The organism is Methylocaldum gracile, from assembly GCF_053646815.1.
Map to the genome: position 1 here is coordinate 2,064,817 of NZ_CM132196.1, position 20,238 is coordinate 2,085,054.

Annotated in this window: 18 protein-coding genes, 1 tRNA gene and 2 pseudogenes; 12 read left to right on the forward strand and 9 right to left on the reverse strand. The window is 62.6% G+C overall.

Features of this window, described 5'->3' with window-relative positions; translation table 11 throughout:
• Positions 1 to 19 precede the first annotated feature (19 nt).
• The 5 genes and pseudogenes from ACWJJK_RS09005 to ACWJJK_RS09025 all read right to left on the reverse strand — a co-directional run bounded on the left by ACWJJK_RS09005 (position 20) and on the right by ACWJJK_RS09025 (position 5,932).
• Positions 20 to 1,053 (reverse strand): annotated as a pseudogene (locus ACWJJK_RS09005) (IS630 family transposase).
• 134 nt (positions 1,054 to 1,187) lie between these two features.
• Positions 1,188 to 2,552, reverse strand: coding sequence for a TldD/PmbA family protein (locus ACWJJK_RS09010; protein WP_454128898.1), 1,365 nt, complete (start codon positions 2,550 to 2,552; stop codon positions 1,188 to 1,190).
• Positions 2,549 to 4,021 carry a TldD/PmbA family protein gene (locus ACWJJK_RS09015; protein WP_454128899.1) on the reverse strand — a complete coding sequence of 491 codons (1,473 nt, stop codon included), beginning with the start codon at positions 4,019 to 4,021 and terminating at the stop codon, positions 2,549 to 2,551. Before ACWJJK_RS09015 ends, ACWJJK_RS09010 begins: the two co-directional genes overlap by 4 nt.
• Positions 4,022 to 4,535: 514 nt before the next feature.
• Positions 4,536 to 5,438 carry a haloalkane dehalogenase gene (locus tag ACWJJK_RS09020; RefSeq protein ID WP_077732195.1) on the reverse strand — a complete coding sequence of 301 codons (903 nt, stop codon included), beginning with the start codon at positions 5,436 to 5,438 and terminating at the stop codon, positions 4,536 to 4,538.
• A 38-nt stretch (positions 5,439 to 5,476) separates the two neighbouring features.
• Complete coding sequence (locus ACWJJK_RS09025) at positions 5,477 to 5,932, reverse strand: 2,4'-dihydroxyacetophenone dioxygenase family protein (protein WP_143735278.1); 456 nt, start codon at positions 5,930 to 5,932, stop codon at positions 5,477 to 5,479.
• A 77-nt stretch (positions 5,933 to 6,009) separates the two neighbouring features.
• Here ACWJJK_RS09025 and pdxR point away from each other — a divergent pair, with 77 nt between their 5' ends.
• On the forward strand, positions 6,010 to 7,470 hold the full coding sequence (pdxR, locus tag ACWJJK_RS09030; RefSeq protein WP_245245699.1) for a MocR-like pyridoxine biosynthesis transcription factor PdxR: 1,461 nt from the start codon (positions 6,010 to 6,012) through the stop codon (positions 7,468 to 7,470).
• A 145-nt stretch (positions 7,471 to 7,615) separates the two neighbouring features.
• Complete coding sequence (locus ACWJJK_RS09035; protein ID WP_454129037.1) at positions 7,616 to 8,203, forward strand: alpha/beta fold hydrolase; 588 nt, start codon at positions 7,616 to 7,618, stop codon at positions 8,201 to 8,203.
• 646 nt (positions 8,204 to 8,849) lie between these two features.
• Here the strand turns inward: ACWJJK_RS09035 and ACWJJK_RS09040 are convergent.
• Positions 8,850 to 9,320: a hypothetical protein gene (locus tag ACWJJK_RS09040; protein WP_454128900.1), complete on the reverse strand. Its 471-nt coding sequence runs from the start codon at positions 9,318 to 9,320 to the stop codon at positions 8,850 to 8,852.
• A 395-nt stretch (positions 9,321 to 9,715) separates the two neighbouring features.
• On the opposite strand from ACWJJK_RS09040, the gene ACWJJK_RS09045 reads away from it, so the two are divergent.
• Positions 9,716 to 10,564, forward strand: a complete 849-nt coding sequence (locus ACWJJK_RS09045) for a class I SAM-dependent methyltransferase (RefSeq protein ID WP_077732180.1) — start codon at positions 9,716 to 9,718, stop codon at positions 10,562 to 10,564.
• A 169-nt stretch (positions 10,565 to 10,733) separates the two neighbouring features.
• Here the strand turns inward: ACWJJK_RS09045 and ACWJJK_RS09050 are convergent, their stop codons facing one another.
• From ACWJJK_RS09050 to ACWJJK_RS09060, 3 genes are all read right to left on the reverse strand, one after another.
• Positions 10,734 to 11,369 (reverse strand): ParA family protein, encoded by a 636-nt coding sequence (locus ACWJJK_RS09050; RefSeq protein WP_454128901.1) that lies wholly within the window; start codon positions 11,367 to 11,369, stop codon positions 10,734 to 10,736.
• 88 nt (positions 11,370 to 11,457) lie between these two features.
• A tRNA-Leu gene (locus tag ACWJJK_RS09055) sits at positions 11,458 to 11,531 on the reverse strand.
• Between the two features lie 55 nt (positions 11,532 to 11,586).
• Positions 11,587 to 12,513: a tyrosine-type recombinase/integrase gene (locus ACWJJK_RS09060; protein ID WP_454128902.1), complete on the reverse strand. Its 927-nt coding sequence runs from the start codon at positions 12,511 to 12,513 to the stop codon at positions 11,587 to 11,589.
• Positions 12,514 to 12,840: 327 nt separating this feature from the next.
• On the opposite strand from ACWJJK_RS09060, the gene ACWJJK_RS09065 reads away from it, so the two are divergent.
• From ACWJJK_RS09065 to ACWJJK_RS09105, 9 genes and pseudogenes are all read left to right on the forward strand, one after another.
• Positions 12,841 to 13,128 (forward strand): integrative conjugative element protein, RAQPRD family, encoded by a 288-nt coding sequence (locus tag ACWJJK_RS09065; RefSeq protein ID WP_077732177.1) that lies wholly within the window; start codon positions 12,841 to 12,843, stop codon positions 13,126 to 13,128.
• Between the two features lie 42 nt (positions 13,129 to 13,170).
• The gene (locus ACWJJK_RS09070) at positions 13,171 to 13,536 is read left to right on the forward strand and encodes a TIGR03745 family integrating conjugative element membrane protein (RefSeq protein ID WP_347258670.1); all 366 of its coding nucleotides are present in this window, start codon (positions 13,171 to 13,173) and stop codon (positions 13,534 to 13,536) included.
• Positions 13,536 to 13,940: a TIGR03750 family conjugal transfer protein gene (locus tag ACWJJK_RS09075; RefSeq protein WP_077732175.1), complete on the forward strand. Its 405-nt coding sequence runs from the start codon at positions 13,536 to 13,538 to the stop codon at positions 13,938 to 13,940. Before ACWJJK_RS09070 ends, ACWJJK_RS09075 begins: the two co-directional genes overlap by 1 nt.
• Positions 13,941 to 13,947: 7 nt before the next feature.
• The gene (locus ACWJJK_RS09080; protein WP_240502632.1) at positions 13,948 to 14,616 is read left to right on the forward strand and encodes a PFL_4703 family integrating conjugative element protein; all 669 of its coding nucleotides are present in this window, start codon (positions 13,948 to 13,950) and stop codon (positions 14,614 to 14,616) included.
• Positions 14,613 to 15,426, forward strand: a pseudogene (locus ACWJJK_RS09085) (DUF3438 family protein). Before ACWJJK_RS09080 ends, ACWJJK_RS09085 begins: the two are co-directional and overlap by 4 nt.
• Entirely contained in the window at positions 15,413 to 16,468 is a 1,056-nt protein-coding gene (locus ACWJJK_RS09090; RefSeq protein ID WP_454128903.1) for a TIGR03752 family integrating conjugative element protein, read from the forward strand. The pseudogene ACWJJK_RS09085 and the gene ACWJJK_RS09090 overlap by 14 nt, the downstream one beginning before the upstream one ends.
• 11 nt (positions 16,469 to 16,479) lie before the next feature.
• A complete protein-coding gene (locus tag ACWJJK_RS09095) occupies positions 16,480 to 16,851 on the forward strand; it encodes a hypothetical protein (RefSeq protein ID WP_205780867.1) in 372 nt (123 codons plus the stop codon).
• Positions 16,799 to 17,209, forward strand: coding sequence for a TIGR03751 family conjugal transfer lipoprotein (locus ACWJJK_RS09100; protein ID WP_454128904.1), 411 nt, complete (start codon positions 16,799 to 16,801; stop codon positions 17,207 to 17,209). Before ACWJJK_RS09095 ends, ACWJJK_RS09100 begins: the two co-directional genes overlap by 53 nt.
• Complete coding sequence (locus ACWJJK_RS09105; protein ID WP_454128905.1) at positions 17,209 to 19,998, forward strand: conjugative transfer ATPase; 2,790 nt, start codon at positions 17,209 to 17,211, stop codon at positions 19,996 to 19,998. The genes ACWJJK_RS09100 and ACWJJK_RS09105 overlap by 1 nt, the downstream gene beginning before the upstream one ends.
• Positions 19,999 to 20,238 lie beyond the last annotated feature (240 nt).

Below are 20,238 nucleotides of genomic sequence, written 5' to 3' on the forward strand. Positions count from 1 at the left end.
AAGCGTAAAGAAAGTATTGTCATGTTATGGCGTATCGGCATTCAGGGTGCCGGAAGAATGCGACCACGATCTGCGGTAGTTTCTGAAGTCGCCGCGAGGCCCCGATCAGGCATCGTTTCAAATCGGCTTTATTCTCGGGTAAGTGTTTGGCCACCCTGGATTCACAGACCCCGAGACCTGCTCATCCGGGTTCAGTTGCGGGGAATAAGGGGGCAGGTACACCAGTTTCAGCCGTCCCTGCTGCTGTTCCACGTAGTCTTTGACCAACTTGGCCTTATGAATCGGGTGCCCGTCCACCACCAGAAAGATCGGTTGCTTGGCCCCGACCATCAGGCGTTTGAGAAACTCCCGAAAGACCACCGTCGTGACCGTTCCCTCCTGGACCATGAAACGGAAATCGCCACGAGCGCTGACCGCGGAAATGACATTCAGGCCAAAGCGCCGGCCGGTCGCCTTGACCACCGGGGTTCGGCCGCACGGCGCCCACGTCGTGCCCGCATGGTAATCGGAACGAAGGCCCGCTTCATCGGCAAAATAGATCACCGCACCGGCCCGTTTCGCCTCGGCTTGCAGGCGCGGAAACGCTTCCGCCTGCCACCTTTCGACCAGCACCGGGTCTTGTTGCCAGGCTCGATACAATGGCCGTTGTGGGGTAAACCCCAGCATCCGCATGATCCGCCCCACACTGGGCTTGGTCAGCCGCTTGCCGAACTGCCGGTAGATCACTTCGCCGATCAGCAACAAGGTCCACAGACCAAATTCAAACTTCATTTGCAGGGGCGTCTGATCACGCACGGTCTCGGCAAGCCAGCGCATTTCGTCCGGGGTCACCTTCGGGGGTCGACCGGGAATCGATTTGGCCAGCAAGGCATTTTGTCCACCGCTGGCAAAGTCCGACAGCCAGCGAAATACCGTTCGGATATTGACGCCAAAGGCGGCGGCAACACTGGCCACGGTCTCGCCTTTGCCGACCGCTTTAACCGCCTGCTGGCGCATGACTTGGAGCGAGAGATTGTCGATCGATCGCCCGTCAGAGTCTCTTTTGCATCTCATGGCCGTAGCCTAACACGAATATGGCATTCTTTATTTTACGGTTAGTATAAGCCGTACATGGCCGTCCCCTTTAGCCGAAAACCAATCGCCGGGGGCTCCCTGAGAATGCCTGGAACGGGCCCTGTGCCGATTATTTAAAGCGTGAAGCGAAAGGTGCCGACGAGCGCGCCGGGTATCTTGCTGCCGCCGAGTGCACGACAGTGATAGGTATCGATGGCGGGATGGATCGGGCTTTCCCGGGTCAGCGCCTCGAGCGCCGAGCCAAACAATCGATACAAACTGTCGTCAAACCGCAGATCATTGATGGGTGCCGCGATTTCGCCGTTCTCGACCCAGAAACAGGCGTAGCGGGTCATGCCGGTCACCCGGGCGGCCTGGACATCGCTCCAGTTGAGGTAATGCAGATTGCCCACGTAAAGACCGGTACCCAGGCAGTTCAGGACCTCGGTCTCAGGCAGGTTGCCGGCCATCAGTTCCGGCGCGCGCAAATGCTCTCCGAACCAGCCGCCCGGATCGGCCGCATTGGACGGCACGCCATATTGTTTTGCGGAACGGGAACTCACCAGCAGGTTTTTCAACTGCCCCTTCTCGATGAGCATCAACTCCACCGGCGGAAGCTCGCCCAGGCTGTTGAAGCGCGGCGTGAGCGCCAAGCAGAAGTTTTCTTTCAAGGTGAACTGTTCGGACAGACCGACCTCACCCTGGATCAGTCGCTTGAGAGGACAGTTACCATCCCGGTACGCCCGGTAACTGAGCGCGCCCCATGAGAACATGGCGATCAGTTCGGCGACGGCGGCCGGCGCGAAGTACACCCGATACTCGCCAGGCGCAATCGGGCGGGCAGGGCGTTTCAAGAAGGCAAGCCGGGCCTTGTCGGCAGCCAGGACGGCCTGGAACCGGTCCTCATCCCATGCCGGCCCCCAGAACCGACCTTTGACGGCCTTGTTATCTCCGGACGCGTTGGTCGTGAACAGGGAATAATCCACCCATAGGGATGCGGTCGAAAACCAGTGGTTCAACCCCGCCGAATTGCGGACCGCGCGGACCTGCGGGCCCGCGGCCAAGAGTCCGGTAAAGTCCGTCCCTTGGGTGACGCGGGCGATGGCCTTGACCGCAGCGGCGGCGTCCGGCTCTGTCCCGGAATGTTCGTGTTCGCTGGTTCCATGGTCTTGCAGGGGCACCGCGAAAGGGTCTTCCGGGAGTGTTCGAGCTTCCCGCCGTGCCCGCTCCAACCAGGAACGCAGGAGTGCCCGATCGTGATCGAGGTGGCCGCTGAGGTCAAACATGAAAGTCACCTGACGGCCAGCCCACTGAAAGGTGAGTGCCAGGTTTCTCTGCAAGACGGCCGTGGCTTGCCGCACTTTGGAATCGTTGAACCGCACATAGGTTTGATCTTCGGCGGTGAGTTGGAGGCTGAGCGCTTCTCCGGCCTTCAAGTCGGAAAAGGTTGTATCCGCGAGATCGTCGAAGAGCCGTCGGGTTTCCGGAAGAAAGCTCACGAGCCACCTCCGAACACGTCGATGCCCGCAAACAGACAGGGCGGGGCGGCATGGCCGACACGGATGAGCTGATTAGGTTCGCCTTTCCCGCAATACGGCGTTCCGAAGAGCTCCCGCTCGTCGCGGCAACCGACCTGCTTCAGTGCATTCCAAAAAGGCACCGTCACCCCCCGGTAATTGGGATTTTTGAGGACGTCGGTCAACCGGCCTTGTTCGATCCTGCGTGCATATTCGCAGCCAAACTGGAATTTGTTGCGGTAGTCGTCGATGGACCAGGATCGATTGGATTGCATGTAAACGCCTCGCTCCACGGAGGCGATCATCTCGGCCAGGGAACTGGTGCCCGGTTCCAGGTTGATGTTCGCCATGCGGTCGATCGGCGCCCGATTCCAGCCGGCCGAACGGAAATTGGCGACGCCGGGAATGCCGAGTCGAGACTGACTTTCCAAACTGCCGAGCCCCCGCAGCAACACGCCGTCCCGGATCAGATATTCCCGTGTCGCGGGGTTGCCGCAGTCATCGAAGGCGTAAGAGGCAAACTCACCCGCGACGGTGGGGTCGAAGGTGACGTTCAGCAGGGGCGAGCCATAGCGCAGCCGGCCGAAATCGTCCGGCTTCACGAAGCTCCAGCCGGCATAGTTGCGCTCGTCGCCGAGGATGCGGTCGAGTTCCAGCGGATGGCCAATCGATTCGTGGATCTGCAGCAGCATCTGGTCCGGCGCCAGGATCAGGTCCAGGGTCTCATCGGGACAATTTTCGGCGTCCAGCAATTCGAGCGCCTCGCGGCCCACCCGCTGGCACTCGGCGTGGAGGGCCGAAAAATCGAAGAATTCCAACCCCGCCTGACGGCAGCGGGCGGCCGGGCCGTTCAATGAACGCTGCTGGGTCTCGGTACCGTCCTGAGCGGTGGCCGCGCAATGACTGGAAACCAGCCACCACTGCTGTTCGATATCCGCGCCGCTGGATGAGACGTAGTGCACCGTGCTTTCCACCAAGGTGGCTTCGGCGGACGTGCTGACGATCTTGTCGGAGACTTTGAGTGACCGGCTGGCGCGGATCAGTTGATCGGTCAATTCGGCGAGCGTCAGACGGTCGAAACCCAATCGCCGGGTGCTGACAAAGCGTCCGTGAGCCGGAGGCCGGTGCCCTTCGGTGAATGGGAACAAGGCATGGGGCGCGCAGATCCGGGCCAGATACGCGGCCCGCCGGGCGGCCTGGACCAAGCCCTGTTGCGAGAGATCGCTGGTGCCGGCATAGGCGATATGGCCGTCCACCCGTGCTTCCGCCATGACGCCCCGCTCCAGAGTGATGGCGTTGTCTTCCGGGAGGTGGTTGCGGACGGTACGCCGATAGGTCTGCTCCTGGACGAAACGCAGGCCAATCCAATCAGCCTCGGCCTGGACCCAGGCGAGTGCCCGGTGAATATCGAACGCGGGGAGTTCGGGATAAAAGTTGACCGGGAGGCTCATGCTTCGCTGATCGAGTAGACAATATCAAGGGTATTGTGGGACCGGGAGGTCAATGGCCGTCCGGCGGCAGCAGGAGGCCCCAGCCGGTTCCTGTGGATCCCGGCAGCCCCAGGTTATCCTGCACATCGACGGGTTCCTTGCGGTATGGCTGAACGCATACGCCTGACTCTGTTCTGCCCGCCCTGCTCAACGGGAGCCGGACGCGCTGAAAGCCCAATGAGCATAAGCTCGGGAGGCCGTTGATGCGGCATCTTATCATGACCGGTCAAGCCGAACGAATGCCTCGGCACATCCCGGCGGAGCAAGAGACGCCTCCAGCGAGATTTAACGGGGCACAAGCAATCGATCATGCAGTCAAATCAACGGCGCCATATTTCGGGCCCCATCCTCTGCGTTCTGGCCGATTACCAGGTCCGCCGCTGGGATGCCTATCACATAGCCTTGGTCATGCTGGGCACCTTGTTCCTGGTGGAGCAGAAGATGGAAGGCCGCCCACACTGGCCGATGCTCTCCGTCATACGCGCGGGGCCGGCAAAGCGCGGAGCCGTGCGACGAACCGCGCCAGCGCCGCGCCGATTTCGTGGGGTGAATCTTCCTGCAGGTAATGGATGCCCGGCACGGTGATTTCGGTCTGGTTCGGCCACTGCCGGCAGAATCGGCGTGCGCGCGCTCCCAGCAATGCGCCCGGTTCCGCGTTGATGAACAGCTTGGGAATATCGCTGGCCGCGAGCCAGGCCCCGTAGGTTTCGACCACTTCGGCGACGTCCCGCGGCTCGCCATCGATAGGCAACTCGCGGGCCCATGCCAACGTCGGCCGCCGGGATTCCGGCGTGCGGAAAGGGGCACGGTAGGCCTCCATTTCTTCCTTGGTCAAACTCCGCAGGACGCTTTTCGGCAACACGGTCTCGACGAAGAAGTTTTCCTCCGCGATCATCCTGACGCCCTCGTCCGAGCGGAGGGCGCGGAAGATCCGCTCCCGCGGCGGAGGGAAATCGGCCCACAGCCTCGGTTGCACGAGGGCTTCCATGTAGGCGATCCCCTGCACGCGGTCCGGGTGGCGGCGGGCCCAATGGAAGCCCAGGGCTGAGCCCCAGTCGTGGACCACCAGCATCACCCGAGCACCGATGCCCACCGCCTCGAACCAGGCATCCAGATAGTTGGCGTGATCGAAGAACCGATAGCTCGACGCAGCCGAACGGCCCGACTGGCCCATGCCCACCAGATCCGGAGCGAGGCAGCGGCCGAGGTTCTGGACGTGAGGGATGATGTTGCGCCAGAGGTAGGACCAGGTCGGGTTGCCATGCAGGAAGACGATGGGGTCGCCTTTGCCGACATCGACGTAGCTCATCTCGGTATCCAGGACCGATACGCGCTTCCGGGGATGATGATCGACCGCGGAAATCTCGGATGGGAACATGATCGGCACTCCTGTTCTCGAGAACGTTACCCCCGCGATCAACGACATAGATCGAGCGGGACGAAGCCCTGCTCGGAGCAGGCGCGGTGGTATTCCTCGGCATTGGTGGCGGCCGTTTCCCGGCGCAGGACGGAGCCGTCCAAGTCGAGGTACTCGACCGCGCCGCGCACGAAAAACAGACTCACGAAGGGGGCATCGCCCTCGGCAGTCCAGGTGTCGACATGACCGGCCGGCTCGTACTCGTAATCGCCGGGACCCAGCAGTCGTCCCTCCGGATCGAGGCGCCGGCATCCGCTGAGGAGGTAGCCGTGAACCTCGCCCTGATGCCGATGCAGGGGGATGCGTGCTCCCGGCTCCAGGCGCAGCAGCGTGACCCATTCGCCGCGCTCGGGAAACAGGGCCAGCAGCTTCTTGGAAATACCGTGGCCCACTGAAATCCACGGCAGCTGATGGTTGCCCGCGGCTGCCGGGATGAACGGTTCGGTTGCTAACATAAGATGCTCCTTTGCCAAATAGTGACTGACGGTACGGACACAATAAGGCGGCGAGTAATAGCGGAAAAGGACCACAAATGACAAAAATCATGGAGCCACTTTTCGAATTACCCATCACCCTGCCGCGCAAGGGTTCCCGAGAACTGCTGCGCTCCGTGTATTGCCAGCTGCGGGAGGCGATCCTCGACGGACGGCTCCAGTCCGGTACGCGACTGCCTTCGACCCGGGCATTTGCCGCAGCGATCGGTGTGTCGCGCAATACCGCGGTAGCGGCGTACGAGCTATTGTTGAGCGAGGGCTATCTGACCGTTCGGTCGGGTTCCGGTACCTATGTGGCCGACATCTCGCCGCGCCCGGCTCATCATCTGTCCAGCGAACCCGGGGCGGACGGCCGTTTGAACGAAGCCTGGCGCCGGGCTCAGCCGGTGCTGCCTGCGGGCGTCGAATCCTGCCATTTCGACTTCAGGCTCGGGCTGCCCGACAAATCGGCGTTTTCCTTTCCGGTCTGGCGGCGCCTGTCCGCCAGGGCACTGAGAGCCTGGTCGAAGACGCCGGCAGTCTACGACCACCCGCAGGGCTGGCCGGCGCTGCGCGCGGCGATCGCCAAACACGTCTCCTTCGCCCGGGCGGTTTCCTGTTCGCCGGAACAAATCGTGGTCACGGCGGGCGCCCAGCAGGCATTTGACCTGCTGGCCCGCATCCTGGTCACGCCGGGCCGAACCGTGGTCGCGGTCGAAGAACCGGGCTATCCGCCGCTGCGGGATGCCTTTACCGCCGCTGGTGCCAGAATCGCCGCCATCCCGGTTGATGAGGAAGGGCTGAGGATCGATTGCCTGCCGGCCGATGCCGGGGTGATCTGCGTCACACCCTCCCACCAGTTTCCCCTGGGCATCACCTTGTCCGCGAAGCGCCGAGTTGCCCTGCTCGAATTCGCGCAGGAAAGGGGCGCCGTAGTGGTGGAAGACGATTACGACGGCGAGTTTCGCCTGGGTGGCCGGCCATTGGATGCATTGCAGACGCTCGACCGAAGCGGCTCGGTTTGCTATGTCGGGACCTTCTCCAAGAGCCTGTTCCCGGAGCTGCGCCTCGGGTTCGTGGTGGCTCCGCCCTGGGCGCGGGATGTACTCGTCGCTGCCAAGGCTCGTGCCGACTGGCATTGTCCGACGCCGTCTCAGGACACCCTGGCGGCCTTCATCGACGAGGGCCATCTGGCTCGCCATGTGCGCAAGATGGGCAAGATCTACGCAGAGCGGCGCGCGGTGCTGCTTCATGCCTTGTCGCAGCACGGCGGCGATCGGTTGCAGCCAATAGGGGATGCGGTGGGCCTGCACCTGGCGGTGAAGCTGAGCCGGGAGATTCCGGCCACCGAATTGGTCAGGGAAGCGGCGGCGGATGGCATCCGCCTTTATGCCCTCGAGCGATACTCGGTCGAAAAGCCGGCACCTAACGGCGTGGTTTTAGGCTACGGAATGATCCGGTCGGACCGGATCGGTGCCGCAATTGAGCGACTGGCGCGGATCATGAGCCGCTTCGAATGACTGCTTTTGGCCATCTCGTTTTCGAAGCGGGGAAACCACCGACCGAAATGGTCTTGCTAGGTCCCGCCAGCCGCTCGTCACAAGTTTTCGCATATAGGCACTCGACGCCATCCATGACGAGGGCCGTAGTGTGCCAACGCGCCCGGTGCGCGGCGTCGACGATCTTCGGCTGTGGCTTGATGCCGTACTCGACGGGCTAGGCTTGACCAATGGCATCCCAATGGCGGGGCAATCGTACGGCTGCTACGCTTCAGCCGAGTACGCACTGCATGCACCTCAACGGGTGAGTAAGCTCGTTTGGATCGCACCCGTCATGATTGGCGCGCCCATCCCGCAGGAGTTCGTTGCACGCCTGATGTCCGTTGCAGATGGGCGGCGGGAGTCGCTTGAGGAGTATTGTCGCTGGATCATGCCAAGCATCGCGGTCAAGTATCCCGAGGAGTTTGATCGGAGAATTGACGAAATACTACTCGTGCGGGAGCGCTACGGCACGATGTTCCCTCCAGTGCGGGCGGCAGTGATGTCCGACGACGATTTACAGCGAATTGAGGTACCGACGCTCGATATCCTTGGCGAGTGCGACGGAGCAACGGCCGACCCTCACGAAGCAATCGAGCGCGTCGAGTCGCTCATGCCGCATGTCGAGACGATACTCGTTCCCAGAGCGGGGCATGACATCGTGGCTGCGGAGACCGAACTCGTGACTCAGCGGCTGCTCAAGTTCCTCCAGTAGCAGTTGGCTAATCTCCAGCGGACAGAGGTGAGTTCGGATGGTACCTAACTATTCATTCATGCCGACGCCGCTTCGCGGGGCGGCTTAATTCAGGACGGTTATGCCGTAAGACGACCTCGTGCTAAGCGATCGGGCGAATAGCGGCTCCTAATCCTGTATGCTTTTCGATTCTGAACAAAGCCGCCATTGGCGAAAGGCCGGTATTGGTCAGCGTGAATGGCCGATTAGACCGAAAACCACCCACTCGAAAACAAACTTCCGGAGCTCGTTCTTGGCCGTCATTCAATATTGAAACAGCAAAGCGTCGAGGTAAAGGATCGGAAAAACACCGGCGAGTCTGAGACGGACCAGGCTGCCGCCGAACGTTCGGGTTCCGGACGGACTTCGGTGCTCGCGGATTCACGGGCAGCCCCAAACGAGGCGCTGCCCGTGACGTTTTTGCCGAATGGCGGCGAGGCGTCGTCCGGTTTATCCAGTCGGATCATCGACCGGTGCCGCCACCTTACAGCGCGCGACTACGGGCGTGAATCTCGTTGTCTCGCCGAACCGCGGATGGCCTCGGGTCGAGACTCAGCGGCTCGAACGCGGCCTCCGACAACAACCGCTCGATGCCGGAACGCCTATCGCCGCTCGGACGCAAGCCAGCCTAAAAATAAACCATCGAAGCCGTGCAGGCGACATCGATGTATTTGGAAGGATTGACCACCCCCTCAAAGGGCGTGGGGATGAACGGCGTGTTCACCGTGGTCAGGACAAGCTGGCTCTTGAAGGTGACCGGCGACTCTCCCAACGAGACGGATGGAATCACCACGGACGCATGTTTAATGTGGAGGTCCGGTATGTGTTCCAACACCACCTCCCAAAGATCGCCAATCAGGGTTGACTCGGTGACGATGTCCGATTCCTGAAAGCGATAGCTTTTTTCGCCCAATTGCAGATTGAGGGTCGTTTGCGTTGGGAGAATGCCAACTTCTGCCTGGCTGCCCACCACCAGGGTAAGGCTGACGTGCCGGCCGGTGCACTCGTAGAAGTTGGGCGTTTGCGCGGCGTCTGCGGCGGTCTGCAGCCCCAGTCCGAGCCCAATGGCTCCCAATAGGGACTTGTTCAGGTGCTTCATGCGAATATCCTCCTAAGTTGATGAGAGATGGCGGTTTGAATCGCCGACCGTAAATGTCACCGGCCAAACCGTAAGATCTGCCTCAAATCGAGGCGGTTGCTATGATGAGGCGATAAGCCCATTCAGTCTGTTAATTAATTCACACGCTGGATACGGCCAGCGCTCTTCAAGATTTCGGTCCGTCGACGGTTCACGGCGATGACCGCCAATTGTCGGCCTCAGCAGTCATTCAGTCTGAAAAATACCAGCCCCCACGAACGACTGCTTTAGGCCGTCTGTGTCCAGAAAACCACCCTGTCGTAGGACATGTAGTACTATCAGTATTCGCTTATCTACTGAGATGGGCGATTGAACTCGCTTTTTGTCCTTTCGTTGTATTTTCTAGAGAGTGATCTATGGCAGGTTATGAAGGTGATGTCGTCACCCCTTACGATCAGGATCTCGGACCCGTGCTTTTCGAGCACTATGGAGCCGACACCGCACGACGCGTAGCGGAAAGATCAGTCCGTGACGTGCTCGAAATCGCCGCGGGCACGGGAATCGTGACCCGGCACTTGTGTAATGAGCTTGCCAAGGACGTGCGATTGACCGCGATCGATATCAGCGATTCCATGATGGAGGCCGCCCGCAAAAAGTTTCTCCCTCACGAGCAGGTCGCGTTCCAAGTTGCGGATGCCACGGCGCTGCCGTTCGACGATGAGGCGTTCGATGCGGTGGTCTGCCAGTTTGGGGTCATGTTCTTCGATAAAGAGGCGGGGTTTCGCGAGGCATACCGGACATTGAGGCGCGGAGGGCGGTACTTGCTCCGCGTCTGGGACTCGGAGCATTACAATCCATTCGCCAGCTTGAGCTTTGAGGTGCTGAAACAATTCTTTCCGTCGGATACACCTCGTTTCCTCTTCGATCCCGTTGCCTGCCATCAAATCGATCCGATCAAAGAAAAGCTGATTCGCGCCGGCTTTGATCGAATCGTCATCTCGGTCGAGCGAAAGGAACACGATATTCTGGACGTGGCGGCGTTCGCGCGGGCACTTGTGTTCACTCCGGTTATCACAGAAATACGAGATCGCGGCGGTGTCGATCCCGAGGAGATCTCCGAGGCGTTGACGGAGGCGCTGATAAAAGAATATGGCTCAAATCCCACGCGCTATCCGATGCAAGCCATACTGTTCGAAGCGGAAAAGCCGATTGCGTCGCCATTTTTGCGAAACCTTTTGGGACATCCAAGTCACCAAAAAGAGTAAAAAAATTGGCGACGAGTATTGCCTTCGGCGGCCCGCGTTCGACCGGTCCCGACCCAATAGTGGGATCGGGACCTGGATCCACAATGACTTGACACGGTGTCGGTTGCCTTATGTTTGATCTCCACCTGCGCTAGCCGCGCAGACTCCGATCAAACATCCGACCCTACGGCTACGCGGAGGCAGGGATCAGCGGTTCGAGCCCGAGGGCGGCGGCGAAACGCCGGGCATCGCGCGAGCGGTCCAGGCGGTAGAGGATGCCGCGCAAGGGACCGATGGGGGCGCCGAGAAACGCCATGGGCCGTAGCCGTTCCAGCATGGTGACGGTGCCGCGGACGAACTCGCGGGCCGAGAGGATTTCCGGCGGAATAGGGGAGAGGAGGATATCGGCGGCGGCGACCGCGGCGTCCTGGAGAGGACCGACCGCGCCCTGGGTGTCGATCAGGATGACGTCGTAATGGGCGAAGGGGGGACGGCCGAGGAGGTGCTTGAGACGCACCCGCCCGTCGACGGCATCGCGGATCCAGTCGCGGAGCTTGCCGTCCGGATCGTCGGAATAGACGAGATCGAGGCGGTCGATAGCGGTCGCGCTGATCACGTCCTCGCAGGCTGCCTCGACCATCAGCCGGGTGAGACCGCCCGGAGCGCGGTGTCGGAGCGGAAAAAAGCTGGAGAGGGTGGGCTGCGGATCGGCGTCGACGAGGAGGACGGTCTGGCCGAGATCGGCGAGAAAGGCGCCGAGATTGGCGGTCAGCGTGGTCTTGCCGACGCCGCCCTTGGTGCTGGTGATGGTGATACAGATGGCCATGGCGCCCTTCTCCGGCATGTTACCCGGGGATGGAGTCCCGGGGACGATGATGAACCGAAGAAACAGAGCGCTCGCGCCTGTAAGGCGTTGGAGCCGGTGATAGGATTTGAACCTACGACCCGCACATTACGAATGTGTCAATGGTCCCTTTTGACTTCCGGCTAGTATCAAAACCTTGACCAGATCTGTTTAGTACTTGCAAGATGTGGCAAATCCCCTAATCCAGGCGCAGCCTGGTCAGCACGGATCGCAGTTGCCCCATTTCCGGCTCGACATACTCCAAGGTCGTTCGCAGGCTGGTATGACCCAGGAGATATTGAAACGACTTAAGGTCCGGTTGCTGGCCTTGGGCGAGTTTCGTCGCCATCGTATGGCGCAGACGTCGCGATGTAATGCGTGCGCCCAAGGTCTCGGATAGGCGCCGAAAAAAACCGCTTACCTGATCTGTCGTTAATTCCTGGCCTTTGTACTCCCGGTTGAAGAGTTGAATGCGAAATACCTGGTGGTGAAGCGTTACTGCGTTTGGATTGACTCTGAGCGTTCGGTTGCGAAGATACAGTAAATCGTCCACACAGTCTGGCGGGATCGGGATGATCCACTCGCGTTTCGTCTTGCTGCCTTCGACTGCCAACAGCATGGTCTTGTGTGTGAAGTCGATGTGGTTCCAACGTAGGGCAGTCAATTGCCGGGCACGCATGCCGGTAAAGAAAAGAAGGCGAACAACGATAACCCAAAACCAGCCCGGTTTGATCGGCTCGTCGGGTTCTTGCAGCAAACGGATGGCTCGGCGCGTTACCTCATCGGGCACTGTCTTTTTGCGCTTCTTCCAGGCTCCAAGCTGTTTGACGTATTGAAACGGGTTATGCTCGATCCATCCCGAGCGAACCGCAAAGGAGAATGCGATTCTGAGGTATGTAAGATAACTGTTCCACGTCACCACAGTGACCCGCTGAAGGACAGTGTCCCGCCACGCGATGACGAGATTCTTGTCAATCTTGCTTAATTCATCGACGCCTGTATCCCGCTTGAATACGCGGGCGGTGATGCGGTAGTTGCGGATCGATCCCGGGCTCAAGACGACTTCCCGGCAATAGGCTTCCACCAAAGCGGACAATGTAGTAGGCGCTTCAGTCTCCTCGCGCATGGAGTTCCTCCCATTTACGGCAATTCGCTAGCCTTGGTGCGGCATTTGCCCAATGGCTGCGTACATTTAGGTTGAGTAGATGGTCGCGGACCCGTTGGCGCCGTGGACGCAGTCTGGGTCGGACGGACGGCTTTGCAGCCCAAGTCTTCGATGTTGCGGGAATGAGGTTAATCCCGCCAATTCATTTCATTTTAATCGGGTTCGACGGGAGGTTCGACTGATGGTCAAGCCATCCGTAAAACCCTTTTTAGAGCATACAAGGGTTTTTGTTCGCACTTTGCGTGCCGCCTTGGGCACACTCGCCGCCGAGCAACTCGGAGACCCTCTATGCGTAATGCGCTGCTGGCGCTTTTCTGTTGTTTCACGACTGCCGCCCGTGCCGATGACGACGGCGAGCGGGCCGCGCTCGCCCGCCTGATCCATGAGCTGGACGCCCTGGCGCCCCTGATCGCCGAAGCCGAAACCCAAGCCAATCCGGAGTCGCGGGTCAGATTCCATTATGGCTGGCTTCGCCAGGACATCGAGCACGTCAAACTCGGCATCCGTGAACACATCGAAGCACCATGCACGACGCCGAGAGAGTTTCCACCGCTCAAGGGCGATTACCGGCGCTGAGCCGGTGAATCATGTCACGGTGATCGCTATCGGAAAAAGCTCATGACGCATGTGAAACGCACCCTCAAACACACCGTTCGGCGAGCACGATCGGTCATGCTTGCCTCCTTGATCCTGGCGGACACCGCCTTCGCCGCGCTGCCGACGCCCGTGCCGCCGACGACTTCACCGGCCGCGGGCGACTGGCTCAACCTCATCAAGGGCTACATCAAGGATGGCGGGATCGTCATCGGATTGTTCCTGGCGGTGGCCGGCTTTCTCTGGCTCTCCTGGCATGTTCTCGCCGATCTCAATCAGGTTCGGCAGGGCCGAAAAGAGTGGGGCGAACTGGGCCTCGGAGCGGTGGCCGGCGCCGCCATTTTCCTGTTCGTGTCCTATCTGCCGGGCGAAGCCGCGGGTGTCATCTGATGGCCGGCTCATCCGAGACACCCGATATTCTCGGGGATCGGCTCAACGAGGAGCCGGTCATCTTCCGGGGGTATGCCGATTCGGAGTTGGGTACGGCCATCAAGCTGGCGGCGGCCTTGCTGTTTCCGCCGAGCGTGGTCATCGGCCTGATCCTGGGGCGTCTCGCGATGGCCCTCGGGGTCGCCATGATCGGCGCGATCGCCTTCGTCTATTTCGGGGCGGGGCTCTATCAGCGGCTGAAACGTGGCCGCCCGCACTTCTATCTTCAACAGCGGGTGCATCTTTTCCTGGCGGACCTCGGTTTCGTCCGCTGTCAGTTCAATTTCCGGGGAGAGTCCGCCCGGTTTCGGTTTCCGGACGGCTCGTACCAAATGAGCCTTGGCCGCGACGCCCTCCGCGATTGAAACGGACATGGGACTGCGTTACCGCGCCGAAAACGAGAACCTTAGGTCCCATATCAACACGCTGCGCGCAGTGATCGCAGGGCTGTTCGTCGTCATTCTTGTCCTTTGGCACGGCTGGGAGGACGCGAAGAAGGACGCGCGCCTCTTCCTTCCGCCGGACCTCCGATCGGGTGGCATGATCCATCGGGACGATCCGAGGCCGGAGCATATCTACGGCTTCGCCCGATACATCTTTCAGCTGCTCAATTACTGGCCGCGAAACGGCGAGGAGGACTATGGCCTCGTGCTCTTCAAAGCTCAGAACTATCTGACACCCGCCTGCCAGGACGAACTGAGGAGCGATCTCGAGGCCCGCGCCAAACGTGGCGAACTGACGGACCGAAAACGCGCCATCCACGACGTGCCGGGCCATACTTACGAGGAATCCAGCGTCGAGGTCAAGGGGAATGGCGTCTGGATCGCGCGGATCGACTTCCGGATCGAGGAGCATGTTCGTGGGATGCCGGTGAAGACGGTCGACATCCGCTACCCCATCCGGGTGGTGGCATACGACGTCAGCCCCGAGGTCAACCCGTTTGGCCTGGCCCTTGATTGTTTCGCGAGTCCGCCCGAACGAATCGAGGGCAGCGAGACGTCACGGCCGGCCTTACCCCCGATATTCAAACTCGGCTCATGAATCCGCATCTCGTCGTTCTGTCCACCCTTCTGCTGTTGACCGTCGCGACCCGTGCGGAGGAGCCGGTCGGCGCGTCTGCCGACACGGAGGGGGAGAGCGGTGTCCACGCGCTCTCCGCATCGGCTTCGGTGCCGGAAACCGCGTTCACCAACCCGGGTTCCGACATCCCGCCGGGCCTCGGGCTCGACGTCGAGCCCGAGGCAGCACCCGGCGCGCTTCCGGTCGAGCGGCTGGCCTGGCACAAACTGCCGCTCCAGATCACCCTCCCGGTCGGGCAGGAGCGCCTGGTGTCGTTTCCGGTCGCGGTGCGGGCGGGGCTGCCGCCGACACTGACCCCCGATGTCCTCAGGACCCAGATCCTCAATGACGGGACCATCTATTGGACGGCGCTCAAGCCGTTCGGACCGCAACGAGTGCGGATCGAGGCCTTGGGCACGGGCAACACCTACCTCCTGGATCTCTCGGCCTCGGACCGGATAGCCGATACCCGCCCCATCGAAGTGTCGATTCCGGAAGGGAAGCCCTCCGCCGCGCCGGTGGATGCGGCAGCGACGGACGTTGCCGAAAACCGGTCCGCCGGGACGGACTACGTCACCCTGACCCGGATGGCGGCGCAGCATCTCTACGCCCCAGAGCGCCTGCTGAACGTTCGAGGACGTGATTCTCGATCCCCGAACGCTCCGGGGCGCCTGGCTCGCCTGCACCTTCCAACACGCGAGGCTCTACCCCAAAGGCGACGAACGGGACGTGACGGCCGCCTATCTCGTGTCCAGCCGGCCGTTCGAGGATGCGCTCGATGGGCGGCAATAAGCTCCTGCCGATTCTCGGCACGTTCGCGCTGGCGCTTGCGCTCTTCGCGGGATTCCGCTCGTGCGGCAAAAAGGCGGCGACAGCCGAGTCCGAGCTTCCGGTCGCCGAGGTGCCGAAGGCACCCGCGCCGGATGCCGATTCTCCGGCGGACACCATCCGCGCGCTGACCGCCCAGGTCGCCTCGGCCAAGTCGGAGATGGCGCAGCTTCGGCGCGAGAACGCGGAACTCCTGAAGCAGCGCAACGACATCGCGACCCAAGTCACGAACGAGGTCACGGCGGCGGTTCGCCGGGACCAGGCCGCACAGCGCAACGATGAATACACCCGCCTGTCATCCCGCCTCGACGATCTCTCCAACCGCCTGGGACTGGTCGCGCCGCCGGGCTCGTCCGACCCGTCGGACGGTGCGGCGGTCGACCTCGATCCGGCCGCCCTGAACGCCGCGGTGGTGTGGGTCGATCCGCTCGGGTCCAGCCTGGTCAAACGCGCCGGCGACGCCGTGTCCCGGACCGCCACCGCGACCGCCGAGGCGGCCCGTTCGGGCGGAAGTCTGCTGCACGGCGTCGGCGAAAACCCCCTCCTGGACCATGCCGGGCCCGGCGGGGGTGCCGCCCATCCCGCCGCTGCGCCGGAACCGGCCTACACGGTGCCGCGGAACGCCACCCTGATCGGCTCCACCGGCATGACCGCGCTGATCGGGCGGATTCCGATCAAAGGCCAGGTGGAGGACCTGTATCCCTTCAAGGTGATCGTGGGCTCCGACAACCTCGCCGCCAACGGGCTCGAGATTCCGGGCGTCGACGGCATGATCTTTTCCGGGACCGCGATCGGCGACTGGGCGCTCTCGTGTGTCCGGGGCACCGTGCATTCGATCACGTTCGTGTTCGACGACGGCACGATCCGCACCCTGAGTTCCGATGATCAGAGTCTGCAGCGGAAAGAGCAGCAGAGCGCCCAGGCCCAGGGCGCGCCGCCCCCGCCACCGGCAGCGCCACCAAGCCTCTCGGCTGGATCTCGGACCGGCGCGGCATCCCCTGCGTAACCGGGGCGCGCGTGACCAACGCCGCGCAATATCTGGGCGGGCGCATTCTGGCGAAGGGCGTCGAGGCGGCGGGTCGGGCCTACGCCCGCTCTAAGACCACGATCGGGGTAACGCCGCTCGGCGGCTACACCAGCACGGTCACGGGCAGCCCGGAGCAGTACGCCGCCGGTGAGGTCGTCTCGGAAGGCGCCAACGAGGTGGCCCGCTGGATCGCCGAGCGGCAGAGCCAATCCTTCGATGCCGTGTTCGTCGACACCGGCGTCGAACTCGCGGTCCACGTGGACCGGGAGCTCCCCATCGATTACGAACCCAAGGGCAGGAAACTCGACTATGCGCACGCTACCCCAGCCGTTCACGCGGGCCGTGACCATGATCTCGATTAGCCTCCTGGTCGGCTGCGCCACCGGCAGCAAGGACACCCTTCTGCCGCAGGGGGGACCCACCATGCGGGAGGTTTACGATGCCCATTTCGAAAAAACCCGGCAGCGCCGAACGGAAGGCGCCCGACGGGAGCGGGGTGCGCGCGGCCCCGGCGATGCCGCCCTGAACCTGGACGGCTGGACCCGCGAGGCCCACACCGAGATCCAGCACCTGTTCCCGTGCCTGCCGAATCCGGACCTCGTCCTGTACGTTTTCCCGCACATCTCGCCCCAGGGCCATCCGGTGCCGGGCTATGCCACCAGTTTTCCGATGTATGAGACGGTGGAATACGCCCTGCCGGGCGAAGCGGAGGGGTGGTGATGCCGCAGTTTTCGTTTTTATCCAAACCCCGAGCCATCGAACCCGCACCACGCGGGCCGTTCGGCCGGACCACGCCGCCCACCGAGGCGGACGTCAGGCGGCGCTACGAGCGGCCGAGCAGTTTCACCAACCATCTGCCCTGGCTCGACTACGATCCCGAACACCAGGTCTTTCTGCTCGACGACGGGCGCAACGTCGGCGCCTTGTTCGAGATCCGGCCCGCCGGCGTCGAGGCGCGCCCGGAGGAGTGGCTGGCCGAGTTCCGCGACAAGATCCAGCAGGTGCTCACGGGCTCGGTCGCGGAGCAACAAGACCCTTGGGTCTTCCAGCTCTTCGTCCATGACGAGTACCGGCTCGATGGCCTGGCCGACCAGGTGGAGGCCTACGCGCGGATCGAAATTCGCGACTTGGCCTATACCCGCCACTGGCTGGCCGTGCTGCGCGACCACTGCGCCAACATCGCACGGCCCGGCGGACTATTCCATGACGATCAGGTCACGGGTGGGCCGTGGCAAGGGAATCGACGGAAGGTCCACGCGTGCTTGTTCAGGCGGCGCAGCGCCACCCCATCGCTCAAGGGACCGGATGATCTCGGTCCGATCCGGGAGCTGAACGAGGCCGCGGCCCGGCTCACCGCCGGACTTGAATCGACGGGGGTGGGCGTCCGCCGGCTCGGCGGGCGGGACCTTTACGCGTGGATGCTGCGCTGGTTCAATCCGCGCCCGGCGGTAACGGCGGGCGACGTGGAGGCCTTGCTCGCGCTTGCGCCCTATCCCGGCGACGATCACGAGGACCGGCCCTACGGCTACGATTTCGGCGAAGCCTTGGTTCTGGGACTTCCGCGTTATCATCCCGAGAAAGGCCTCTGGTGGTTCGACGGCCTGCCGCACCGCGCCATCACCATTCAACAGCTGACCGATCCGCCGACGATCGGTCAGTTCTTCGCGGAACGGCGCATCGGCCGGCATCTGTACGCGGTGTTTGACCGGCTGCCGCCAGGCGTTGTGATGGCGATCACGGTCGAGTTCCAGCCTCAGGACGATGTCCGCGAACGCCTGGTTCGGGTGGAACGCGCCGCGATCGGCGACTACGCCGAGGCCCAGCTCGCCGGCGAGGACGCCAAGGCCGCGCAATTCCAGATCGCGCAGGGGAACAAGCTGTTCCCGACCCAGATCACGTTTTACCTTCGCGGCGAAGACGAGGAGGATCTCCGCCGAAAGCAGAACCAGCTGCATTCCCTGCTCCTCACCAATCATCTCCGGCCCATCGACGAGCGCCAGGACCTCTGCGCCCTGGACACGTACCTCCGGTGCCTCCCCATGGGCTACGACCACCGCTTCGACCGGAAACGCGCTCGCCGATCGCGCTTCATGTTCGCGCGCCATCTGTCGAACCTGGTGCCGCTCTACGGCCGCTCGACCGGTACCGGCCACCCCGGCATTCTGGTCTACAACCGGGGCGGCGAGCCCCTGACGTTCGACCCCATCGTCGACCGGAAATCGAACGCCCACGCCCTGATCCTGGGGCCGACCGGCGCCGGCAAGTCCTCGCTCCGGGTGTATCTCCTGCTGCACATCATGGCGGTGCACCGGCCGAGGCTGTTCATCATCGACGGGGCGAGTTCGTTCCGGCTGTTCGGGCAGTATCTCGAAGCCCAGGGGCTCTCGGTGAACTACGTCCGGGTACGGCCGAAAAGCGACGTGAGCCTGCCGCCCTTCGCCGAGATCGGAAAGCTGCTCGATCCCAAGCACCGGCGACGCCTAGACCTGGATTTGGCCGGCCCCGAAGACCTGGACGACGCCGACGACACGGCGAGCGAGGATCGCGACTTTCTGGGCGAGGCCGAAATCGCGGCGCGCCTCATGATTACCGGCGGCGACGCCAAGGAAGAAGCGCGCCTGACGCGCGCCGACCGGCTCCTGATCCGGGAGGCCATCGTCGAGGCAGCGCGGCAAGCGGTTGCCGCGCAACGCCAGCCGCTCACCGAGGACGTCGCGCACGGTCTCCGCCATCTGCCGGGCCTTGCCGAACTTGATCCGCCGCGGCGTGCCCGGGTACTCGAAATGGCCGATGCCTTGAGCCTCTTCTGTACCGAGGGAAGCCTCGAAGCCAAGCTGTTCAATCGGCCGGGGCAGCTCTGGCCGGAAGCCGACGTCACCGTGTTCGAGATGGGCGTCCTCGCGCAGGAAGGCTACGAGGATAAGCTGACGGTTGCCTACATCTCGCTGATGAATCACATCCACGCTCTGGTCGAGCAGCATCAGTACGAGGGCCGGCCGACGCTGGTGCTCACCGACGAGGCGCACATCGTCACCACCAATCCGCTGTTGGCGCCTTACGTGGTCAAGATCTCGAAGATGTGGCGGCGCTATGGCGCCTGGCTGTGGCTCGCCACCCAAAACCTCCAGGACTTTCCCGATGCGGCCCGGCGGATGCTCAACATGATGGAATGGTGGCTGTGCCTCTCCATGCCGCCCGAGGAGGCCGAGCAGATCGCGAGGTTCCGGGAGCTCAGCGCCGAGGAACGGGCGCTGCTGCTCGCCGCGACCAAGGAGCCCGGCAAGTACACCGAGGGCGTAGTCCTGAGCCGGGCGCTGAAGGCCTTGTTCCGGAACGTTCCGCCGCCCATCGCGCTGGCCCTCGCCATGACCGAGAAGGACGAGAAGGCCGAACGGGCGGCGCTCATGACACAACAGGGCTGCACCGAGCCGGAAGCGGCGCTGAAGGTCGCCGAACGCATCGCTCGGAAGCGCAGTAGCGTATTCACGAAGGAGGCCTCGCCATCATGACGCATCGCCAATCCCTGTGGGCCTCGATGGTCGTGCTGTGCCTCTCCGCACCCCCGGTTCCGGCCGATATCGGGCCGGCCGCCGTGGAAATTTTCACCGATCCGGCGTTTCCAGCCTCCGGCGCTCACGCGCTTCGGCCCCAAGGGGTTCCCATCGACATCTTCGATCTTTCCGCCCCACGCCGGATCGAGGCGGTCCTCTCGGCAGGACTCCCCGCGAACGAGGCGGCGGCCTTGGCGG